Annotated in this window: 19 protein-coding genes, 2 pseudogenes and 1 riboswitch; of the genes and pseudogenes, 12 read left to right on the top strand and 9 right to left on the bottom strand. The window is 51.4% G+C overall.

Going from position 1 to position 20481, the window contains the following annotated elements:
• Window positions 1–18 precede the first annotated feature (18 nt).
• Window positions 19–999 carry a class II fructose-bisphosphatase gene (gene glpX / locus KNP60_RS09095; RefSeq protein ID WP_214753000.1) on the bottom strand — a complete coding sequence of 327 codons (981 nt, stop codon included), beginning with the start codon at window positions 997–999 and terminating at the stop codon, window positions 19–21.
• A 158-nt stretch (window positions 1000–1157) separates the two neighbouring features.
• Between glpX and KNP60_RS09090 the strand changes: the two genes are divergently transcribed.
• A complete protein-coding gene (locus KNP60_RS09090) occupies window positions 1158–1601 on the top strand; it encodes a DUF86 domain-containing protein (protein ID WP_214797322.1) in 444 nt (147 codons plus the stop codon).
• A gap of 4 nt (window positions 1602–1605) precedes the next feature.
• Window positions 1606–2376 carry a TIGR01457 family HAD-type hydrolase gene (locus KNP60_RS09085; protein ID WP_214706604.1) on the top strand — a complete coding sequence of 257 codons (771 nt, stop codon included), beginning with the start codon at window positions 1606–1608 and terminating at the stop codon, window positions 2374–2376.
• A 32-nt stretch (window positions 2377–2408) separates the two neighbouring features.
• Here the strand turns inward: KNP60_RS09085 and KNP60_RS09080 are convergent, their stop codons facing one another.
• Window positions 2409–2666: a NifU family protein gene (locus KNP60_RS09080; protein ID WP_232819607.1), complete on the bottom strand. Its 258-nt coding sequence runs from the start codon at window positions 2664–2666 to the stop codon at window positions 2409–2411.
• Between the two features lie 96 nt (window positions 2667–2762).
• Between KNP60_RS09080 and KNP60_RS09075 the strand changes: the two genes are divergently transcribed.
• Window positions 2763–3056 (top strand): DUF1462 family protein, encoded by a 294-nt coding sequence (locus KNP60_RS09075; protein ID WP_138859124.1) that lies wholly within the window; start codon window positions 2763–2765, stop codon window positions 3054–3056.
• A gap of 38 nt (window positions 3057–3094) precedes the next feature.
• On the opposite strand, the gene KNP60_RS09070 is transcribed toward KNP60_RS09075, so the two are convergent.
• Window positions 3095–4525 carry a S8 family serine peptidase gene (locus KNP60_RS09070; protein ID WP_034778398.1) on the bottom strand — a complete coding sequence of 477 codons (1431 nt, stop codon included), beginning with the start codon at window positions 4523–4525 and terminating at the stop codon, window positions 3095–3097.
• 237 nt (window positions 4526–4762) lie between these two features.
• Window positions 4763–5818 (bottom strand): NAD(P)/FAD-dependent oxidoreductase, encoded by a 1056-nt coding sequence (locus tag KNP60_RS09065; protein ID WP_034778394.1) that lies wholly within the window; start codon window positions 5816–5818, stop codon window positions 4763–4765.
• A 97-nt stretch (window positions 5819–5915) separates the two neighbouring features.
• On the opposite strand from KNP60_RS09065, the gene KNP60_RS09060 reads away from it, so the two are divergent.
• Window positions 5916–6152 (top strand): YuzB family protein, encoded by a 237-nt coding sequence (locus KNP60_RS09060; RefSeq protein ID WP_021065517.1) that lies wholly within the window; start codon window positions 5916–5918, stop codon window positions 6150–6152.
• Between the two features lie 210 nt (window positions 6153–6362).
• Complete coding sequence (locus tag KNP60_RS09055) at window positions 6363–7574, top strand: NupC/NupG family nucleoside CNT transporter (RefSeq protein WP_029595115.1); 1212 nt, start codon at window positions 6363–6365, stop codon at window positions 7572–7574.
• 112 nt (window positions 7575–7686) lie between these two features.
• On the opposite strand, the gene KNP60_RS09050 is transcribed toward KNP60_RS09055, so the two are convergent.
• Complete coding sequence (locus tag KNP60_RS09050; RefSeq protein ID WP_214797326.1) at window positions 7687–8211, bottom strand: nucleotidyltransferase family protein; 525 nt, start codon at window positions 8209–8211, stop codon at window positions 7687–7689.
• A gap of 129 nt (window positions 8212–8340) precedes the next feature.
• Entirely contained in the window at window positions 8341–8928 is a 588-nt protein-coding gene (locus KNP60_RS09045) for an ECF transporter S component (protein WP_029595118.1), read from the bottom strand.
• Window positions 8929–9087: 159 nt separating this feature from the next.
• Window positions 9088–9229: riboswitch (FMN riboswitch) on the bottom strand.
• 97 nt (window positions 9230–9326) lie between these two features.
• Here KNP60_RS09045 and KNP60_RS09040 point away from each other — a divergent pair.
• The gene (locus tag KNP60_RS09040) at window positions 9327–9683 is read left to right on the top strand and encodes a HesB/IscA family protein (protein WP_214797321.1); all 357 of its coding nucleotides are present in this window, start codon (window positions 9327–9329) and stop codon (window positions 9681–9683) included.
• Between the two features lie 41 nt (window positions 9684–9724).
• Here the strand turns inward: KNP60_RS09040 and KNP60_RS09035 are convergent, their stop codons facing one another.
• Window positions 9725–9967, bottom strand: coding sequence for a hypothetical protein (locus KNP60_RS09035; protein WP_029595120.1), 243 nt, complete (start codon window positions 9965–9967; stop codon window positions 9725–9727).
• Between the two features lie 127 nt (window positions 9968–10094).
• Between KNP60_RS09035 and KNP60_RS09030 the strand changes: the two genes are divergently transcribed.
• Window positions 10095–10949 (top strand): NAD-dependent epimerase/dehydratase family protein, encoded by an 855-nt coding sequence (locus tag KNP60_RS09030; RefSeq protein ID WP_034778376.1) that lies wholly within the window; start codon window positions 10095–10097, stop codon window positions 10947–10949.
• Between the two features lie 36 nt (window positions 10950–10985).
• Here KNP60_RS09030 and KNP60_RS09025 read toward each other — a convergent pair whose 3' ends face one another.
• On the bottom strand, window positions 10986–11963 hold the full coding sequence (locus KNP60_RS09025; protein ID WP_214797320.1) for an NAD(P)/FAD-dependent oxidoreductase: 978 nt from the start codon (window positions 11961–11963) through the stop codon (window positions 10986–10988).
• Window positions 11964–12229: 266 nt separating this feature from the next.
• On the opposite strand from KNP60_RS09025, the gene KNP60_RS09020 reads away from it, so the two are divergent.
• The 5 genes and pseudogenes from KNP60_RS09020 to ptsG (KNP60_RS09000) form a co-directional block, all read left to right on the top strand.
• Complete coding sequence (locus tag KNP60_RS09020; RefSeq protein ID WP_138859130.1) at window positions 12230–13441, top strand: NAD(P)/FAD-dependent oxidoreductase; 1212 nt, start codon at window positions 12230–12232, stop codon at window positions 13439–13441.
• Window positions 13442–13564: 123 nt separating this feature from the next.
• Window positions 13565–13882 (top strand): YuiB family protein, encoded by a 318-nt coding sequence (locus KNP60_RS09015; RefSeq protein ID WP_021065526.1) that lies wholly within the window; start codon window positions 13565–13567, stop codon window positions 13880–13882.
• Window positions 13883–13987: 105 nt separating this feature from the next.
• Window positions 13988–14833, top strand: coding sequence for a glucose PTS transporter transcription antiterminator GlcT (glcT, locus tag KNP60_RS09010; protein WP_214751818.1), 846 nt, complete (start codon window positions 13988–13990; stop codon window positions 14831–14833).
• Window positions 14834–15049: 216 nt separating this feature from the next.
• Window positions 15050–16549, top strand: a pseudogene (gene ptsG / locus KNP60_RS09005) (glucose-specific PTS transporter subunit IIBC); the annotation flags it as partial.
• 140 nt (window positions 16550–16689) lie between these two features.
• Window positions 16690–18627 (top strand): annotated as a pseudogene (ptsG, locus tag KNP60_RS09000) (glucose-specific PTS transporter subunit IIBC); the annotation flags it as partial.
• 135 nt (window positions 18628–18762) lie between these two features.
• Here the strand turns inward: ptsG (KNP60_RS09000) and ptsP are convergent.
• The gene (gene ptsP / locus KNP60_RS08995) at window positions 18763–20481 is read right to left on the bottom strand and encodes a phosphoenolpyruvate--protein phosphotransferase (protein WP_214797318.1); all 1719 of its coding nucleotides are present in this window, start codon (window positions 20479–20481) and stop codon (window positions 18763–18765) included.

Below are 20481 nucleotides of genomic sequence, written 5' to 3'. Positions count from 1 at the left end.
TCGAGAGCGGAGGTTTTATTATGCGTTGATTTCTTGTTTTTGGAGGTATGGCTTGAGTGACAACGTGTGCTCGGCGACGACTTTACGAATCGTCTTCGTTTTCGAGCGCATGACCAGCGATGTCGTTTCGACGATATCGTCCGTCAAGAATTTGACGCCGTCGAGCAGTTCGCCTGACGTGACGCCTGTCGCCGCAAAGATGCAGTCATCGCTCTTGACGAGGTCGTCGATTGTGAGCAATTGGAGCGGGTCTTCGATGCCCATCGAGATGACGCGCGCCGTCTCTTCTTCGTTCATCGGGTGAAGGCGTGCCTGCATGTCGCCACCGAGCGCTTTGACGGCCGCTGCCGTGATGACGCCTTCCGGGGCGCCGCCCGTGCTGATAAAGATGTCAATCGGATTTGATTTGACGGCTGCCGCGATTCCTGCCGAGACGTCTCCGTCTTCGAACAGCTTGACGCGAGCGCCCATGTTCATCGCCGCTTGACGCAAGTGCTCATGGCGATCACGGTCTTGCATGATGACCGTGACTTCTTCGATACGCTTACCGTTATAGAGGGCTGCCTTCTCGATGATCGATTCGAGCGGTTCGTCGAGCGAGACTTTCCCTTTCAAATTCGGTCCGACGACGAGTTTATCCATATACATATCCGGTGCGTGGAGGAGGGCGCCCTTATCGGCGACCGCGATGACGACCATGGCATCGCCGAGCCCTTTGGCGACGATGGACGTCCCTTCGAGCGGGTCGACCGCGATGTCGACTTCCGGCCCAAACGTCGTGCCGAGACGTTCGCCGATATAGAGCATCGGTGCCTCATCGAGCTCGCCTTCACCAATCACGACGGTGGCGTCCATATTGACCGTCCCGAGGACTTCACGCATTGCTGACGTGGCTGCGTCGTCTGCTTCGTTCTTTTGACCACGACCGATCCATTTTGACGAAGCAAGTGCTGCTGCCTCAGTTGCTCGTACGATCTCTAGCGCTAATTCTCGTTCCATAGTGTTGTACCCTCCACGTGATGTCTATTTAATGTGTCATACTATTCATTGTGTTAATCCGTGGATTAGTGTATCACAATCGGATAAATGATGTAAATAGGTGAGATTCTTTTCTCGAACGAGAAAAAGGATTACTATAGGAGGCAGGGGGGATTCCGATGTATTTTGTGAACAGAGAAAAGATTAGCGAGACGTTGGCCCATATGGAGACGATGCTCGGTCGACTTGATCAACTAGAGGGGGACGCCTTCACGGTCGAACTGGCGAAACAGCGGTTGGCCGTCCATTTGATGGAAGGCGTGATTGATGTCGGCAACTCGATGATTGATGGCTTCATCATGCGCGACCCGGGCAGTTATGAGGACATCGTCGATATTTTGCTCGATGAACGCGTGCTCGATGCCGAGACGGCAGTAGCCGCAAAAGCGCTCGTGGCGCTGCGGGCTCATTACGTCCGGGAGTTCGTCACGGCAGACTCGGACCGATTCGACGCTTGGGTCGAGCGCTATAGAGCGACGTTCGAGGCATTCCCAGAGCAGGTCCGGCATTATATCGAAGTGGAACTTGGACCTGTATCAGCATTTCTACCAGAAAGCGAGTGATTGGATGGATTCGATTAAAGGATACTTATTTGACTTAGACGGCACGATTTATGCGGGGACAGCCCCGATTCAAGCAGCGGTCGATTTCGTGAATCGACTCGAAGCAACGGGCTTCCCGTACTTGTTCGTCACGAACAACGCGTCGATGACGCCGAAACAAGTGGCAGATAAGCTCGTCTCGATGGGTGTACATGTCACACCGGAGCACGTATTGACGAGCGCGATGGCGACGGCCCGTTACATCGAGAAGATGACGCCGGGCGCGACGGTTTACATGATTGGGGAAGACGGCTTGCGTTTAGCGCTTGAAGAACGTGGCTTCCACGTGACGGAAGAGGCGAAGGCGGACTATGTCGTCATCGGGCTCGACCGCCATATCACTTACGAGAAGTTGGCGAAAGGCGCACTCGCGATTCGTTCCGGTGCCCGCTTCATCTCGACGAACGGTGATATCGCCATCCCGACCGAACGTGGCTTTTTGCCTGGGAACGGGGCGCTCACATCCGTCTTGGCTGTGACGACGGAAAAAGACCCATTCTTCATCGGAAAACCGGAACCGGTCATGGTCGATATCGCCCTTGAGATGATCGGTCTCACAAAAGAAGAGGTCGTCATGGTCGGGGATAACTATCATACTGACATCTTGTTCGGAATCAACGGTGGACTCCGGACGCTTCATGTCAATTCGGGCGTACACGGTCCGGCCTTTATCCAAGAACAAGAAAAGCTCCCGACCTATATGGTCGAAAGCTTAGATGAATGGACGCATGCATGAAAAAAAGGGATGACTCACGTCTCCCTTTTTGTTTAGAATACTTGTTCGACTTCAACGATGCCAGGTACTTCTTCGATGAGCGCACGCTCAATCCCGGCTTTCAAAGTGATGGTTGAAGATGGGCAGCTGCCGCATGCACCCATCAAACGAAGTTTGACGATGCCTTCTTCCACGTCTACGAGTTCGACGTCACCGCCGTCGCGAAGCAAGAACGGGCGTAATTTATCGAGTACTTCTTGGACTTGATCAAACATTTCCATGGTATCTACCCCTTTCTGGTTCCCTTTCATTCTAGCAAGTTTGAGATTGTTTCTCAATCATTAACGCTGAGCGTTTTGTGACGATGTCACTTCTTGAATTTTGTATAATAGGAGAGAACAGGGGGAATGGACATGAAAATCACGGTATATGGGGCTGAGGTGCAGTGTGCGAGCTGCGTCGGGGCACCTAGCTCGATCGAGACATATGAATGGTTGCAAAGTGCGCTTGCCCGGAAATATCCGGATCAGGCGTTCGAGTTCGAGTACATCGATTTCGAGACGGCGGACGACGACATCGCTGAGGCGATCAAACAAGATGAGTGGTTTTATCCGCTTGTCCTCTTGAATGGGGAAGTCGTGGACGAAGGGGTCGTCCAGTTACGAAAAGTCTACTCGGCCATCGAGCAGACGACAGCATGAAAAGAGTCGAGCGACGATTGTCGTTCGACTCTTGTTCGTTACAGAAGACGGAACGATGACGTCGCCGAACCAGCCGTGTAGCCAGTGAGCGTCGCATCAGCCTTCACTTGGTACGTGCCGCGCTGTGACGAAGAACTTGTCGAGAGCGTGAACGTGATGGCGCCGGTCGAACTTGTCTTGCCTGTCCCTGTGAGCGTCGTGCCGTAAGGTTGTGTGACCGTCACACGGACGTCGGCGTTTGCGACCGGTTGGCCGTTCGCGTCCCGCACCGTCGATGAGATCGATACTTGCTCACCCGCGTAATAAGTCGACTTCGATGTCGATACTGTCGTCGCGAGTGCTTGAACAGGTTGTGACGTCCCACCAGACGTTGGAGCTTGGACGAGTCCGTTTCCGAACCAGGCGTCGCGTCCAACTGCGCCAAGGTCGATCGAGTCTTGTGACAGTTTTGAGCGGAGTTGCGCGCTCGACAACGTCGGGAACGCTTGCTTCATGAGGGCGAGGTTACCAGCGACGTACGGAGTCGCCATCGATGTCCCGCTCATTTGGCCGTATCCGCCAGTTGCGAGTGTCGAGTTGATGCTCACGCCTGGTGCCGCGACTTCGACCGTGCTGCCTGTAGCCGAGAATGAAGCGCGATTGTTGTTGATGTCCGTCGCTGCGACAGCGATGGCCGAGCTGTATCGGGCCGGGTAGTTGACGAGGTCGCCCGATCCGTCGGTGCGTCCGTTGTTACCGGCCGCCGCGACGACGAGGATCCCAGCATTATTGGCACGGTCGACGACTTGTTGGAGCGTTGAGGATGGACTCGTCGTCCCGAGACTCAAGTTGATGACGTCCATATCGTTCGTGATCGACCAATCGATCCCGGCGATAATACTCGATAGGCTACCGCTACCGTTCGCCTCGAGTGCCTTGACGGCGTAAATGCTCGCCTCGTGGGCAATCCCGACGGTCCCAATGCTGTTGTTACGGGCCCCGATGATACCAGCGACGTGCGTCCCGTGACCGTTGTCATCCGCGTACGAGCTCGTGACCGCGCTGAATGAGGCACCGCCCGAAATCGTCAAATCAGGATGCGGCGAGATCCCCGTATCGACGACCGATACTTTCACGCCTTTCCCGGTGTATCCGCTCTGCCAAGCCGATGGGGCTTTCAACTTCGGGATGCCCCAGTCCTGGGTCTGGTTCTCGATTTGTACCGTTTGATCGACTTCCACGTGGGCGACGTGCGGGTTGTTCTTCAGTCCGTTCAGTGCGGCTTTCGGTACTTCAAGCGCTGCGGCTGGAATGTTTTTGTACTGTTGGCGAACTTCCATGCCTTCGATTGAGAGCGGGATGTTCTTCGCTGACTCTTTGAAGACGACGATGACGCGTTCTTTCGATTTGTTGGGAGCAGCTTCCGCGGCTTCCGGGACGGTTGACAAGACGAGCAATGAGGCGAGGACGGTGCTACAGATTTTTTTCAACTTGTTTCCTCCTTCGGGTTATGTAGGCGAGGTGACACGAAGTCGTTCGGCCGTGACCCTAGAGTAACAAGTTTTGCCAACGGGTAGAATATGTCAATCGAATCAATAATCTGAATATTTAGATAAGGATACAGGGGATTCAGATACAAGACTTTTGGCTCAACACGACGGTGGCTGAACGACAAATGGATTGCTTTACATTAAAAAGGATCGACCGAGATGGCCGACCCAGGCATGTTATTTAATGACTTTATGTTTCCAAAGAATACCGGACTTGAGCAACCGCGCGACTTTTCCGGTGAGCGATTGCTTGCCCATGAAGACGCCGAATCCGGCCTTCTTCCCAAGCGATCCTAACGTGCCTCGGAGTTTGATATCCGGCAAATCCGGATACCCGACACCTTTCCATTTACAGAGTAGCACTTGGACGATCTGTTCGGCCTGCGCTTCTGCGAGCTGACCCGAAGGTGCATACGGCAGGCTGGCGTTGTCCCCGACGACGAAGATATCGGGCTGTTCCGGGACGTAGTGGTGTGGTGTCAATTTGACACGTCCACCCCCATCGAGTTCCCAACCTTGGTTGCGGACGACGGCGACCGGTTGAATCCCGGCGGTCCACACCGTCAAATCGGAAGCGAAGTGCTGTTCATGGTTCCATAACCCATCGGCGTCGACCCGGACGATGTTCGAGTTATTGATGACTTCGACACCATGTTCCTCGAACCAAGACTGGACATACATCGAGACGCGGTTTGATAGGAACGATAGGACGGACGGGCCGCGGTCGAACAAACGGACCGTCAAGTCGGGACGACTCTCGCGCAGCTCGCTGGCGAGCTCGACACCGGACAGGCCGGCACCGACGATCGAGACGACCGATCCCGGAGATAGGCCGTTGATTGCTTGCTGGGTCTTTCGTGATTCTTCTAACGTTTGGATGCTGTACGTGAACTCGGCGGCACCGGGTACGTTATGGTACTTGTCCTCGCAGCCGAGGCCGATGACGAGGTCGTCGTACGGCACTTTTTCCCCGCTCGCGAGCAGGACCATTTTGTCCCCCGTATCGATATCGGTGACTTGGCCGTATATGTAGTCGACCTCTTCTGGAAAATCGATGCGGATGTCACGATCCGACACGGTCCCCGCCGCAAGTGCATAATACTCTGTTTTTAATCCATGGTAAGGTAGACGGTCGATGAGTGTGATCGATACGTCCTTCAGCTGATGGCCGAGGACACGTTCGATTACACGCATACCCCCGTAACCGCCTCCCAAGACGACTAATTTGCGCATAAAAATCCCCCTTTGTTACACTTCAACTGTATCATGTTATAATACGCCGTAGAAGAACCATTTTCCTGCTTTGAAGGAAAGGGGAAGGGTGAATGACATGATGAATCCGATCATTGAGTTCTGTGCCTCCAATTTAGCGATGGGTTCACAAATCGCCCGCGCCAAATTAGAGTCCGATCCAGACTTAGACGTCGTCGAATACGGCTGTACGGGCTACTGCGGCGTCTGTTCGCTTGACTTGTTTTGTCTCGTCGATGGTGAGGTCGTGACCGGGGATACACCGGAACAACTCGTGACGAATGTATATGAAAAAATTGAAGAAATGGCATGGTAAAAAAGTTTGAAGGACCTTCAAACTTTTTTTATTTTGACCGTTTTGACCCGTTGCATTTTTAAAAAGGGTCTGTTATATTCAAAGAGGTTCGAATGTAGGTTGTCTGACGTTTAACAACAGAAAAAGAAAGCGTTTCAAACGGTAGGACACATCTCGATTCGGGTATATCACATTATCAGGTTTCCCCAATATGAAAGGAGCACAACACCAATGAATATCATGAGCGTGGTTGGTATTTTGGCACTAATTGGAATCGCTTACATCTTCTCGACCAACCGTAAAGCCATCAAATGGCGCACCGTGCTTGCCGCTTTCGCGGTACAGTTTACGTTCGCCTTCCTCGTCCTCTTCACTACAGTAGGACGTAACGCGTTAGAATGGATCTCAGGAGGCGTCCAGAACGTCTTGAACACGGCGAACGCCGGGATTAGTTTCGTCTTCGGTACAGCTGTCGGCGGAGACAACTTCGTCTTCGCGTTCCAAGTATTGACGATTATCGTTTTCATGTCGTCACTCATCGCACTTCTCTACTATGTAGGTGTCATGCAGTGGGTGATTCGTATCCTCGGTACGGCTCTCGCCAAAGCACTTGGCACATCACGTAAAGAGTCGCTCTCAGCGACAGCGAACATCTTCGTCGGTCAGACGGAAGCGCCGCTCGTCATCAAACCTTACCTTCCAACGATGACACAATCGGAACTCTTCGCTGTCATGGTCGGTGGTCTCGCCTCGGTTGCCGGTTCAGTTCTTGCTGGATACGCTGCTCTTGGTGTACCGCTCGAGTACTTGCTCGCAGCGAGCTTCATGGCTGCTCCTGCTGGTCTCATGTTCGCGAAAATCATCGTCCCGGAAACAGACGTACCGGATGACGATATCGAAATCGCTGAAGATGAAGAGAACAAGGCAGCGAACTTCGTCGATGCAGCCGCTCGCGGTGCCTCTGACGGTCTCTTCCTTGCTTTGAACGTCGGTGCGATGCTTCTCGCCTTCGTTTCATTGATCGCGCTCGTTAACTTGATTCTCGGTGGAATCGGTGGCTTGTTCGGTTTCGACGGTCTCACGCTTCAATTGATTCTTGGTTATGTGTTCGCACCGCTCGCATTCGTGATCGGTGTGCCATGGGCAGATGCTGTTCAATTCGGTAGCTTCCTCGGACAAAAACTCGTGTTGAACGAATTCGTCGCTTTCTCTGAATTCGCACCAATCATCGGTTCTGGTGACCTCTCGGCACGTACGGAAGCTATGATCGCGTTCGCACTCTGTGGATTCGCCAACATCTCATCACTCGCCATCCTTCTCGGTGGTCTTGGTGGAATGGCGCCGAACCGTCGGAACGACATCGCGCGCATGGGTGTCCTCGCGATTCTCGCAGGTACGCTTGCCAACTTGATGTCAGCGACACTCGCTGGTCTTCTTCTCTAATCAAACACGGTATACTCAGAGTGATCACTTCGGTGGTCACTCTTTTTCGTTGCGACGTTTATGAATGAACAGCAAAAACCGACCGTAAGGCGGTCGGTTTCACTAGTGTTTATCATCCCTGACGAGGTATATCCACTTCTTGGAGTCTCGGCCAAGTGGCTTGCCAATTCTTTTTATTGATCCGGGCTCGATAAACATGATGGTGTGAAGCGTCGTTCGCAAAGGCCGGAGTCGGTCGTAACTTTAGTTCGACTATGTCGTCGATACCGTAAGGGGCGGCCAGCTTCAAGCGTCCGCCCGCATCAAGACTGACACCGATGGCCGTGACCGTCTCAGGGAAATGGGCCAAGGCGTCGACCGCAGATTGATACGGTGGCAATTGATTGACCAGGTGCATGCGGGCCTGGTTTTTGACCGACCAAGGGACGTTCGGTAACAGGTCGTGCAGTTGTGCCTCATACTGTTTTTCAATCGCCTCGTCGATGTGAGATCGGTCAAAGTAGATGACATCGACGTCCTCGGTTGGCGTCGATACTTCGTAGCCGTGCGCGTCATCCCATATTTTTGCCCGCACGTATCCGGCACAAATCCACCAATCGGGTAAACCGAGCGAAGCGACGATTGTCAACAGACGCATCAGTTCCACATCAGTCTCTAAAAAACGGGTCACATCTTCAGTCGTGTTCAATCCATCTCCTCCTATTCTCTCATTAGCATAGCGTACCTATACAAAAAGCACCTAGACCGGTGTCTAGGTGCTTGTCAGTTACGCTTGAAGTTGCATGCGCTGGCGTTCGATCCACGGCTTCAATTTGAGGAAGAGTGGGACGAACAAGGCGCTGATCAACAAGGCCTTAATGAAGTTGAACGGCAAGATACCGTATAGGACGAGGTCCGTTTTGACAGCCGGTTGTGCCATCTCGGTCATGCCGAAGAAGAACGCGTAGGCTGGTAAGATGAGCAAATAGTTCAAGATCGCCAAGCTGAGTGCCATCGTGATTGTGCCGGCCACGAGGCCTGAAGCGAGCGCTTTATTCGTTTTACGTTTATGGTAGAACCATGCGACCGGATACATGAAGGCGACACCTGCAAAGAAGTTTGCGACTTCACCGACCGGAACGCCGCCACCGTTAAAGACATAGTAGAGGACGTTTTTTAGAGCGACGACCACGACGCCTGCGAGTGGGGAGAACACGATTCCGGCGACGAGCGCGGGAATGTCACTGAAATCCACTTTTAAGAACGGTGGTAGGAAAGGCAGCGGGAAGTTAAAGAGCATGAGGACAAAAGAAATGGCCCCGAGCATCGATAGCGTCACCAGTGTTGTCAATCGTTTGTTGCGCGTTGTTTTCATCAAAATCTCTCCTTTTGTCGCTCCTTGATGAATGGCACCCGTCGCATAGAAAAACCCGATTGTATCAAACAATCGGGAGAGTTTACGCGCATACGAAATAGATGTTCTCATCGGTGTTTAGACCACGCCGAAGAAAACATCCGGATATCGGTCGGATGCCGCCATCTTCTCCCATCCAGACTTTACTGTCGGCTTTCGAATCTCACGAAATCAGCAAGCAACGCCTTGCTCGCTCACGGGCTGAGAAGAACTTGTCTTCAATACCGCCGGTCGGGAATTTCACCCTGCCCCGAAGATGGAACGATTTAATTTTTTTTGTTACAGTTTAGTTATACAAGATATTTCACAAAATCTCAAGTCAGTTGACTTGAAGTTAAGATAACGAAGGAGGAGTTCAGATGATTCATTTGACAGAATCAGCCGCATTACAAGTCATCGATATGATGAAACAGACCGAACGCCCCGACGACCAGTACTTGCGGATCAAAGTGCAAGGGGGCGGGTGTACCGGCCTGTCTTACGGGATGGGGTTTGATGAGGATAAGACAGACAAGGACGTTCAGTTTGACCACTACGGTGTCCGTGTCATCGTCGCGGAAGCCGATCACGGGGTCGTCGTCGGTCTCGAGATTGACTATAAGCAGTCGATGCTCGGAGGCGGCTTCACGATTAAAAACCCGAACGCCATCGCCACGTGCGGTTGCGGCTCAAGTTTCCGGACGGCATCGAACGCCGGGACACCTGGGGATTGCTAAACGAAAGGCCAATCATGCCTCATGATTGGCCTTTTTTGTATTCAGTCTGTCTCTTCAATCAGAATTAATCGAATGAGTTTCGAAGCCGCGTCTAGCTCGATTTGATGTTGCCAAGGACGAAACGCTGTGATTTTACACGTGTCGTTCGTGATGCGGAACGAACAGACGCTCTCTTCCTCTTGGTCAAGAACCGAGTAACGGCTGAAGTCCGATAAGCTTTGATAGATGGCATATTGTGTCGGTAATTCACACGACCATCCTTTTTCTAATGTGATTTGATGCATGCGTCTCGCCTCTTTCTTCTCTATATATATAAGAATAACAAAAATATTCAAGGATGTGGAAGATTAGTCGAGAGGATGCAAGGGAAAATGAAAAGAGATGTCATTTCATGTAGGAGGGGCAGGGAAGATGAGAAAAGTATTGATATTCGGTGGGTCACGCTATTTTGGAAAGCGCTTGGCACTTCGGTTGGCGGAGGCCGGTGACGATGTAACGATTGTGACGCGTGGACAACTCCAAGTACCCGAGGCGGAGGGCATCCGGTCGATCAAAGGGGACCGGCAGTCGGTGGCGACGATGAAAGATTTGTCACGCGACCATTACGACCTCGTCTATGACAATATTTGCTTTAACCCGTACCAGGCAAAAATCGCCTCGGACGCTTTCATGGATCAGGTCGGTAAATATGTGCTCACGTCGACGATGTCGGTTTATGCGCCAGGCGCCGAGTTGAAAGAAAGTGATTTCAATCCGCTCCATCATGACTATCATCTCGAATCCGAACATGATTACGGGCAAGGGAAGCGAGAGGCTGAGTCGTATTTCTTCCATCGCGCCTCGTTCCCGGTCGCGACGGTCCGCTTGCCGATCGTGCTCGGACCCGACGACTATACAGACCGTCTCAAGTTTTATATCGACGCCGTCCGACGGGAAGAGCCAATCGTGCTCCATCATCCGGAAGCGAAGATGGGGTTCATCTCAAGCTTTGAGGCGGCCGCCTTTCTAGAATGGGTCGGTCGGGCGAACGTGACCGGACCGTTCAACGCGGCGAGTGAAGGGGTCATCTCGCTCGGGGCACTCATGGAACGGATCGGCCATCACTTAAATAAACCGGTTCAGATCATCAAAGATGGCGAGTCGTCGCCGTACGATACGGACGTCGACTATTATATGTCGATCGCCGAGGCGAAAAAGGCCGGTTTCGTCTTCACCCAACTCGACGACTGGCTCGACCGGGTCATTGTGCAAACAATCCGCAAATGAAAAATGGCCCTCATCATGAAGATGGGGGCCACATCGTTATTTCCCGGCAAATACCGAAGTCGAATGTTGCGGGTGACGCGCTGTCGGGTCGACGAGCTGCTTCACTTGGTTGATGGCGATCGGGGCTTCACCGAAGCCTGTCGCAATCAATTTCACTTTTCCTTCATAAGTCGCGATGTCACCACAGGCGAAGATGCCGGCGACCGTCGTCTCCATGCGTGAGTCGACGCGGATCGTGTTCTTCTCGAACTCCATGCCCCAGTTTTTGATTGGGCCGAGCGATGAGACGAAACCGTAGTTACAGATGAGGTCGTCGATTTCGACGAATTTCGATTCGCCGTCTTTGTCCGTCAATTCGACCGACTCGATGTGTGTCCCCCCTGAAAGTGACTCAATGTTATATGGTGTCCACACGTTGATCGTTGAGGCCTTCATCTGTTCGACCGTATGCTCGTGGGCACGGAAGCGGTCACGGCGGTGAACGATATGGACTTCCTTGGCGATGCCTTCGAGCATGAGCGCCCAGTCGACAGCCGAGTCACCGCCGCCGGCGATCATGACGCGACGATCACGGAATTTCTCCATGTTGTCGACGAAGTAATGAAGGTTGGCATAGTCTTCACAACCATCGAGACCGAGTGGTCGTGCGGCGAATGCCCCGTTCCCGGCCGTGATGATGATGGCTTTCGTATGGTACTCATCCTTGTTCGTCGTAATCTGGAACGTGCCGTCTTCAAGACGTTCGACCGTCTCGACCGTCTCCCCGAGGCGATAGTCCTGCTCGAACTGATCGGCTTGGGCTTTTAATTGGTCAATCAAATCCTGGGCTTTCACTTTCGGGAAGCCGGCGATGTCGTAAATATATTTTTCTGGATACAGTGTCGATAATTGTCCGCCGAGCTGCGGCAAACTTTCAATCAACGCCGTATCGAGTTGGCGCATACCTGCATAAAATGCGGTGAACAGTCCGACCGGGCCGCCACCGATGATGATCACATCTTTCGTCGATTTCATCGAATTCCTCCTCAAAACGTATACATCCATTATAGTGACAATCGTGAATTAAATCCATTCTGTACAAACATCCTATACATTCAAAAAAAATTCAAGAAGATAAGCTTTTCCATTGAGAAAACGAAATAAACAGCGTACAATGAACGAGAAGCAATTGTGAACATTGGTTGAACAAGGTTTAGGCTTTATTGTGAACATTCATGTGAAAAAACACACAACATGATTGTTCAAGAAAACAAAACTATCAAAACAAGGTGGAAATGAACATGAAACGACCTAACATTGTTATTCTTGGCGCAGGTTTCGGTGGACTCATCACAGCGGTGAACCTCCAGAAGACGCTCTCAGCTGGCGACGCGAACATCACGCTCATCAACAAGCATGATTACCATTACCAGACGACGTGGCTCCATGAACCAGCGGCCGGAACGATGAAACCGGAGCAAGCTCGTATCTACATCAACGACGTTGTGAACCCGTCACGCGTGAAATTTGTCAAAGGGATCGTCGATCGCGTCGATACTACGGCTAAACAAGTACTCCTCGCAGACGGCTCGACTGTTGAATATGATTATGTCGTGTTCGCACTCGGCGGCATTCCAGAAACATTCGGAATCCCAGGCCTCAAAGAGAACGCGATGACAATCAGTTCATTGAACAGCGTCCGTAAAATCAAAGAACATATCGAATACTCATTCGCACAATATAAGACGAACGGGTCGGCTGACCGCTCGTACGTGACAATCGTCGTCGGCGGCGCAGGTTTCACAGGCATCGAGTTCCTCGGTGAGCTCGTCAACCGTGTCCCTGAGCTTTGCAAGCAGTATGACGTGCCACGTGAAGCGGTTCGCATCGTGAACATCGAGGCGGCTCCGACCGTCCTTCCTGGTTTCGACCCAGAACTTACGACGTATGCACAGAAATGGCTCGAGCGTAACGGTGTCGAGATGAAACTCGGCAACGGCATCAAAGGCGTTGAGCCTGGCGTCGTCACGTTCGGTCCGCTTCAAGGCGATACGACGGAGACGATCGCAGCGAACACGATCCTTTGGACAGGTGGCGTGAGCGGTAGCCCGATCATCGAGAAATCTGGTTTTGAAGCGGTCCGTAACCGTGTCATGGTCGAGGCGGACAACCGTGCCCCTGGTCACGACAACGTCTTCATCATCGGTGACTGCTCGGCTGTCATGGATCCGGTCTCAAACCGTCCATACCCGCCGACTGCTCAAATCGCGACGCAACAAGCGCACAACGTAGCGAAAAACATCGCGGCGCTCATCAACGGAAAATCGACTTCGAAATTCACGTATGAGAGCAAAGGGACAGTCGCTTCACTTGGCCATAACGACGGAATCGGCATCGTCATGGGCAAAAAGATCTTCGGTCGCAACGCTTCATTCATGAAGAAAGTGATCGACAACAAACACTTCCTCGAATTGAAGAAGTACGGTCTCGTCCTCAAAAAAGGTAAATTCTAAGCAATATGACCAAGTAGCCCGCTCATCTGAACGGGCTACTTTTTTGATGGCGTCTCATGGTTGACCTTTGACCTAAGAGAGGGCGATTCGGTATAATAGACAACGGGAAAAGGGGGCAATCGCATGCATATCATCCAGGCTGTCATTGGGGCGATTCTTTATTTGGTCATCTTCTTCAGCATCGGCTTCATTTTGAACATGCTACTTAAAAAAACATGGACGCTCGTGTTCATCTATCCGATTTTCGTCATTATGATGATTGATAACGTCAAGCTCTCGAGTTACATCACGGAGACATCGACCGCGCTCGCCAACGTTTACGAACGGGTGCTCGGACTTCAGTTTTTGGATGTGTTCATGCTTGGTTTCGGACTGCTCGGTGCGATTTTGGCCGGCGTCACGATCCGCTACTTGCGTAAGAGTGGTTACTCAATGTTTTAAAGACGGCAGAAATGTTCGTCTTTTTTGTTTTCTGCCTACTTTTTTAGAAGGCGAACCGATATACTAGATGAGATAACGATTTAATTAGTAAGGGATGCGATGAGAATGACATTACCGATGTATACGATCAAGAAAGTGTTGAATAATAGCGTTGTCATTTGCCAACATGATCCGGAACCGGAAGTCATTCTACTCGGGAAAGGGATTGGCTTCGGCAAGAAAGCGGGCGATCTCGTCGACCCGGCCAGTGTCCCGGAGAAAGTGTATCAACTGACAGATAAAGAAGAACAATCTCAATACCGTGAGCTCGTCAAACACGTCGATGAAGACTTTATTGCCTTCATGCAAGAAATCGTCGGGTTTATCGAGAACAACACAGGTAAAAAAGTCGATCAACATATCCATATCGGTTTGACCGACCACTTGTTCTTCACGATGAAGCGGATCGAACAAGGGATGGAAGTGACAAATCCGTTCTTGCTTGAGACCGAATCGCTCTATCCGAATGAGTACGCCTTGGCTGAACGAATCGTCGATATGATTCACGAGCGGCTCGACGTGCTGTTGCCCGATGCGGAGATCGGATTTATCGCGCTCCATATCCATTCGGCGACGACGTTTAAAAACGTCCTCGAGGTCAACCGTCACAACCAAATCATCGGGCAAATCGTTCAGACGATTGAGAGTCGTTTGAACGTCAAAATGGACCGGACTTCACTCGATTATAAGCGCTTACTTCGGCACTTAAGGTACGCCGTTGAGCGGGTTGCGACGGGTGAGATGGTGGAGGCCCCACAAAAAATTGAAAAGGTATTGCGCGAAGAATATCCGCTATGCTATAGTACTGCTTGGGAGCTGATGGGCATCATGGAACGCGAATTAAAGCGTCCTGTCCCGCGAGGTGAAGCGACATATTTGACGATGCATCTCCAGCGCCTAACAAGTAGATAACTGATACCACGTATCTTACGTGTTACTGATTCGATCAGGCATGAGTAAGGAGTGGAACGCAACGATGTCTCCATTAGGAGAGGTCTACGTTCTATACCTTATTCATGCCTGTTTCTGTTTTTATAAACGTTTATTATGAAAACGTTTAGATACGTCGGTTGTCTGACATCTACAGTCGTCTTTCCGCACGAAACAATCACAAAAGGAGGATTTATCATGTTTAAGCAGATCTTTGGTGTTCTTCAAAAAGTCGGTAAAGCACTTATGCTTCCTGTAGCGATCTTGCCGGCAGCCGGTCTTCTTCTTGCATTCGGTAACGCGATGCAAAACCCGGCCCTCACATCACGCGCTGGTTGGTTAACGAACGCAGGCGTTGTGAAATTCGCTCAGCTCATGGAGCAAGCGGGTGGCATTATCTTCTCGAACTTAGCACTCTTATTCGCAGTCGGTGTCGCGATCGGTTTAGCAGGGGACGGCGTTGCCGGACTTGCAGCCATCGTCGGATTCCTCATCATGAACAAAGTAATGGGTGTTTGGCTCGAACTCACACCTGAAATCATCGCACAAGGTGACCCGGCTTACGCATCAGTACTTGGGATTCCAACACTCCAAACAGGGGTATTCGGAGGGATTATCGTTGGTCTGATTGCCGCATGGGCATACAATAAGTACTTCAACATCGAATTGCCGCAATTCCTTGGCTTCTTCGCTGGTAAGCGTTTCGTCCCAATCGTTACTGCAGTATTGGCAGTTGTCGCTGGTTTCGTTATGCTTCTCATCTGGCCACCAGTTCAACACGGCTTGAACACGTTCTCAAACTTCATGTTGACTGAAAACCGCACGTTCGCGGCATTCATCTTCGGTTTGATCGAACGTTCATTGATTCCATTTGGTCTTCACCACATCTTCTACTCACCATTCTGGTTCGAGTTCGGCTCGTACACGGATGCAGCGGGTAACATCGTTCGTGGTGACCAAGCGATCTTCTTCGCACAAATTCGTGATGGTGCCGAGCTCACAGCTGGTACGTTCATGACTGGTAAGTACCCGTTCATGATGTTCGGTCTTCCAGCAGCAGCACTTGCTATGTACCATGAAGCACGTCCTGAGCGTAAAGCAGTCGTCGGTGGTCTCTTGGCTTCGGCAGCACTTACATCGTTCTTGACTGGTATCACTGAGCCGATCGAGTTCTCATTCTTGTTCGTTGCTCCACTCTTGTTCGCAGTACACGCAGTCTTCGCTGGCCTTTCGTTCATGGTCATGCACATCTTGAACGTCAAAATCGGGATGACGTTCTCGGGCGGTTTGATCGACTACCTTCTCTTCGGTGTACTTCCTAACCGTACAGACTGGTGGCTCGTCATTCCAGTCGGTCTCGTGTTCGCAGTCGTTTACTACTTCGGATTCCGTTTCGTAATCCGTAAGTTCAACCTTAAAACACCGGGCCGTGAAGATGAAGTCGTTGAGCAATCAACTGCTACAGGTTCGGAACTTGCACAAGATATCCTCGTTGGTTTCGGTGGTTCGCAAAACATCAAACACTTAGACGCATGTATCACACGTCTTCGCGTTGAAGTTAAAGATAAGAGCCAAGTCAACAAAGAAGAATTGAAACGCCTCGGGGCAGCTGGTGTCCTTGAAGTCGGTAACAACATTCAAGCAATCTTCGGACCACGTTCTGATGCGTTGAAATCAGAAATGCAAGCGGTCATCGCTTCAGGTAACGAAAAGAAAGCAAACTGAATGAAGCTATAAGCCAATCCATTATGGATTGGCTTTTTTTGTATGGGTGAAACGGTTTCAGCCTACTGGCAGATGGGGAAAAGTAAGTATTCTGACAAAAGGAGGGAACCATGATGTGGAAGAAAGTGTTTGGTGTTTTGCAGCGAATCGGGAAGGCACTCATGCTTCCGGTTGCGATTCTACCGGCAGCCGGTCTATTACTCGCATTTGGTACCGCATTCCAAAACCCTGATCTCGTTTCGCTCTTACCTTTCTTGGCAAACGATTCACTCGTCCTCGTCTGGCAAGTTATGACAGATGCCGGGGATATCGTGTTTGCCAATCTAGGTCTATTGTTCGCCGTCGGTGTCGCCATCGGGCTAGCCAACGGGGACGGTGTTGCCGGGTTAGCAGCTATCGTTGGTTATTTGATTATGAACAAAGTTATCAGTACGTGGAACGGTATTACCGCGGAAATCGCCCAGGGAGACCCGGCCTATGCATCGGTACTCGGGATCCCGACGCTCCAAATGGGGGTATTCGGGGGTATTATCGCAGGTCTCATTGCCGCATTCGCATACAACAAGTACTTCAACATCAAGTTGCCGGATTTCTTAGGGTTCTTCGCCGGGAAACGGTTCGTGCCGATCGCGACCGCTGCATTCAGCTTATTGATCGGGATTGCGCTCGCCTACATTTGGCCGCCGATCGGTTCAGCGATCAACACGTTCTCGAGCACGATCATTGAAGCGAACGTCGCCGTTTCAGCCTTTGTCTTCGGTTTGGTCGAACGTTCTTTGATTCCGTTCGGTCTGCACCACATCTGGTACTCACCGTTTTGGTTCCAGTTCGGGGAATATACGAACCAGGCGGGAGACCTTGTCCAAGGGGACCAACGGATCTTCTTCGCACAATTACGTGACGGAGTCGAATTTACGGCCGGTACGTATATGACCGGGAAGTTCCCGTTCATGATGTTCGGATTGCCTGCCGCTTGTCTCGCCATGTTCCACACAGTCCCGAAAGAGCGTCGTAAAGACGTCGAAGGACTTTACTTCTCAGCAGCCCTCACCTCATTCTTAACGGGAATCACCGAGCCGGTCGAATTCTCGTTCGTCTTCGTTGCACCTCTACTCTTTGGTATTCATGCCGTCTTTGCGGGACTATCCTTTATGACCATGCACTTGCTCAACGTTAAGATCGGGATGACGTTCTCAGGCGGACTCATCGACTATCTGTTGTTCGGGGTATTGCCGAACCGGACAGCCTGGTGGCTCGTCATTCCAGTCGGCCTCGTCTTCGCGGTCATTTATTACTTCGGGTTCCGCTTCGCCATCACGAAGTTCGATTTGAAAGTGCCGGGACGTGAAACCGCCGCCGAAGGCAAAGGGGCCCGCGCCGTCGTCGGAGACGATTTACCGTACGAAGTGCTCGTCGGTCTCGGTGGACCGGAGAACATCAAACATCTCGACGCCTGTATCACGCGTCTCCGCGTCACAGTGAACGATGTGAGACAAGTCGATAAAGACTTGCTGAAAGATTTGGGAGCGGCCGGAGTACTCGAAGTCGGAGATAACATTCAAGCCATCTTCGGACCGAAATCAGATACGCTCAAATCGCAAATCGCGGCCATCATCGAGGGTGGCGAATACAAGCCGAAAGAAAAAGCCGTCATCACACCGGAAGCGGCCGAACATGCCGATCATCGCTTCCTCGCCCCGATGTCGGGTGTCATCTTGTCACTCGATGACGTTCCGGACCAAGTCTTCTCGGGCCGCATGATGGGCGAAGGATTTGCCATCGAACCGAGTTCGGGACAAGTCGTTGCACCGGTCACGGGACAAATCACGACGTTCTTCCCGACGAAACATGCGATTGGTCTACTTGCGGACGATGGACGCGAGATTCTTATCCATGTCGGACTCGATACGGTCAATCTGAAAGGCGAAGGATTCGTCGCCAAAGTGAAAGAAGGCGACCGTGTCGAAGCGGGGGATGTCTTGCTCGACGTTGACCTCAATTTGATTCGCGACAAAGTTCCATCGCTCATCACGCCGATTATTTGGACGAACGGAGACGGCAAAATCGTCGTCGTCCCATTCGGAGAGACGGTCGTCGCCGGTGAAGCGCTCGACTTCAGAACGGATGATAAAGGCGCCGAGTAAACAAAAAAGAAGCTCTCGCAACTGCGAGAACTTCTTTTTTTGTTACTTCTTAATATCGAATTTTTCACTGAGGAAGTTCACGACTTCTTCAGCTGTATCCATGTTGAGGACATCGTTGACGATCGCTTCTGTTTCTGACTTCGTCAAACGCTTCACGAGGCTACGTGCGCGAAGGACGCTTGAAGCTGACATCGAGAACTCGTCAAGGCCAAGTCCGAGAAGGATTGGAATCGCGAGCTCTTCTCCAGCCATCTCGCCACACATGCCGACCCATTTGCCAGCTTTATGTGCTTCTGTGATGACGTTGTGGAGAAGGTTCAAGATGGCCGGGTTGAACGGTTGGTACAAGTACGAGACTTTCTCGTTCATGCGGTCCGCTGCCATCGTGTATTGAATCAAGTCGTTCGTGCCGACTGAGAAGAAGTCGACTTCTTTCGCGAATTGCTTCGCCATGACGGCAGTCGATGGAATCTCGACCATCATCCCTGTCTCGTAGTTACCGACAGCGATGCCTTCTGCTTTCAACTTCGCTTCTTCTTCGAGAAGGAGCGCTTTCGCCGCGCGGAACTCTTCAAGTGTCGCAATCATTGGGAACATGATGGCGAGGTCACCGTGCGCTGAGGCACGGAGAAGGGCGCGAAGTTGTGTGCGGAACAAGTCCGTCTCTTCGAGGCAAAGGCGAATCGCGCGATAGCCGAGGAACGGGTTCATTTCTTTTGGAAGGTCGAGGTAAGACAATTCTTTATCTCCACCGATATCGAGCGTACGGATGACGACTTGTTTGCCGTCCATACCTTCGAGTACTGCTTTATAGGCTGCATATTGCTCTTCTTCCGTCGGGAACGTTTCTGAGTCCATGTAGAGGAACTCGGTCCGGTAAAGGCCGATGGCGTCAGCGCCGTTTTTCAACACGCCTTCGAGGTCGTTCGGTGTACCGATGTTTGCCGCAAGTTTGACTTTATGGCCGTCGGCTGTGACTGACTCTTCGTTGACGAGTTGTTTCAACTCTTCTTTGTAAGCTTCGAATGAAGCACGTTTTTCAACGTATTCATTGACGAGTTCTTCAGACGGGTTGACGAAGACGTCGCCTTCTGTCCCGTCGATGACGACGAGGTCGCCGTTCTTGATTTCTTCGAGCGCTACTTTTGTTCCGACGACAGCAGGAATCTCGAGTGAGCGAGACATGATCGCTGAGTGAGACGTACGTCCACCAATGTTTGTCGCGAAACCTTTGACGTATTTACGGTTGAGTTGTGCCGTGTCAGACGGTGTCAAATCTTCAGCGATGATGATGACTTCTTCAGAAATCGACGCAGGCGTCATGAATGTGACACCGAGGATATGCGCCATGACGCGTTTTGTGACGTCACGAACGTCGGCAGCGCGTTCACGCATGTACTCGTTATCCATCGATTCAAAGATCATGACCATCATTTGAGCGACTTCATCGAGCGCTTTCGCAGCGTTCATGTGTTCGCTTTCAATTTTGTCGTTCACTTGTGAGACGATCTCTGGATCTTCGACGATGAGCAAGTGTGCCGAGAAAATCTCTGCCTTGTCTTCGCCGAGTTCACGAAGTGTGATCTCGCGAATTTCTTCGAGTTCTGTCTTTGACTGAGCGATCGCCGCTTGGAAACGGGCTTTCTCAGCTGCTACGTCCTCGATTTTGTTTGTCGGGATGTCAAATGAAGGTGTCTCCATGACGAATGCTTTCGCAACTGCGATTCCTGCAGATGCGCCAATACCTTTAATGTGTGACAT

The organism is Exiguobacterium sp. s5 (assembly GCF_018618075.1).
Lineage (GTDB): Bacteria > Bacillota > Bacilli > Exiguobacteriales > Exiguobacteriaceae > Exiguobacterium > Exiguobacterium mexicanum_A.
The sequence above is the reverse complement of the archived record's forward strand: the minus strand, read 5'-3'. Positions and strand labels throughout refer to the sequence as shown.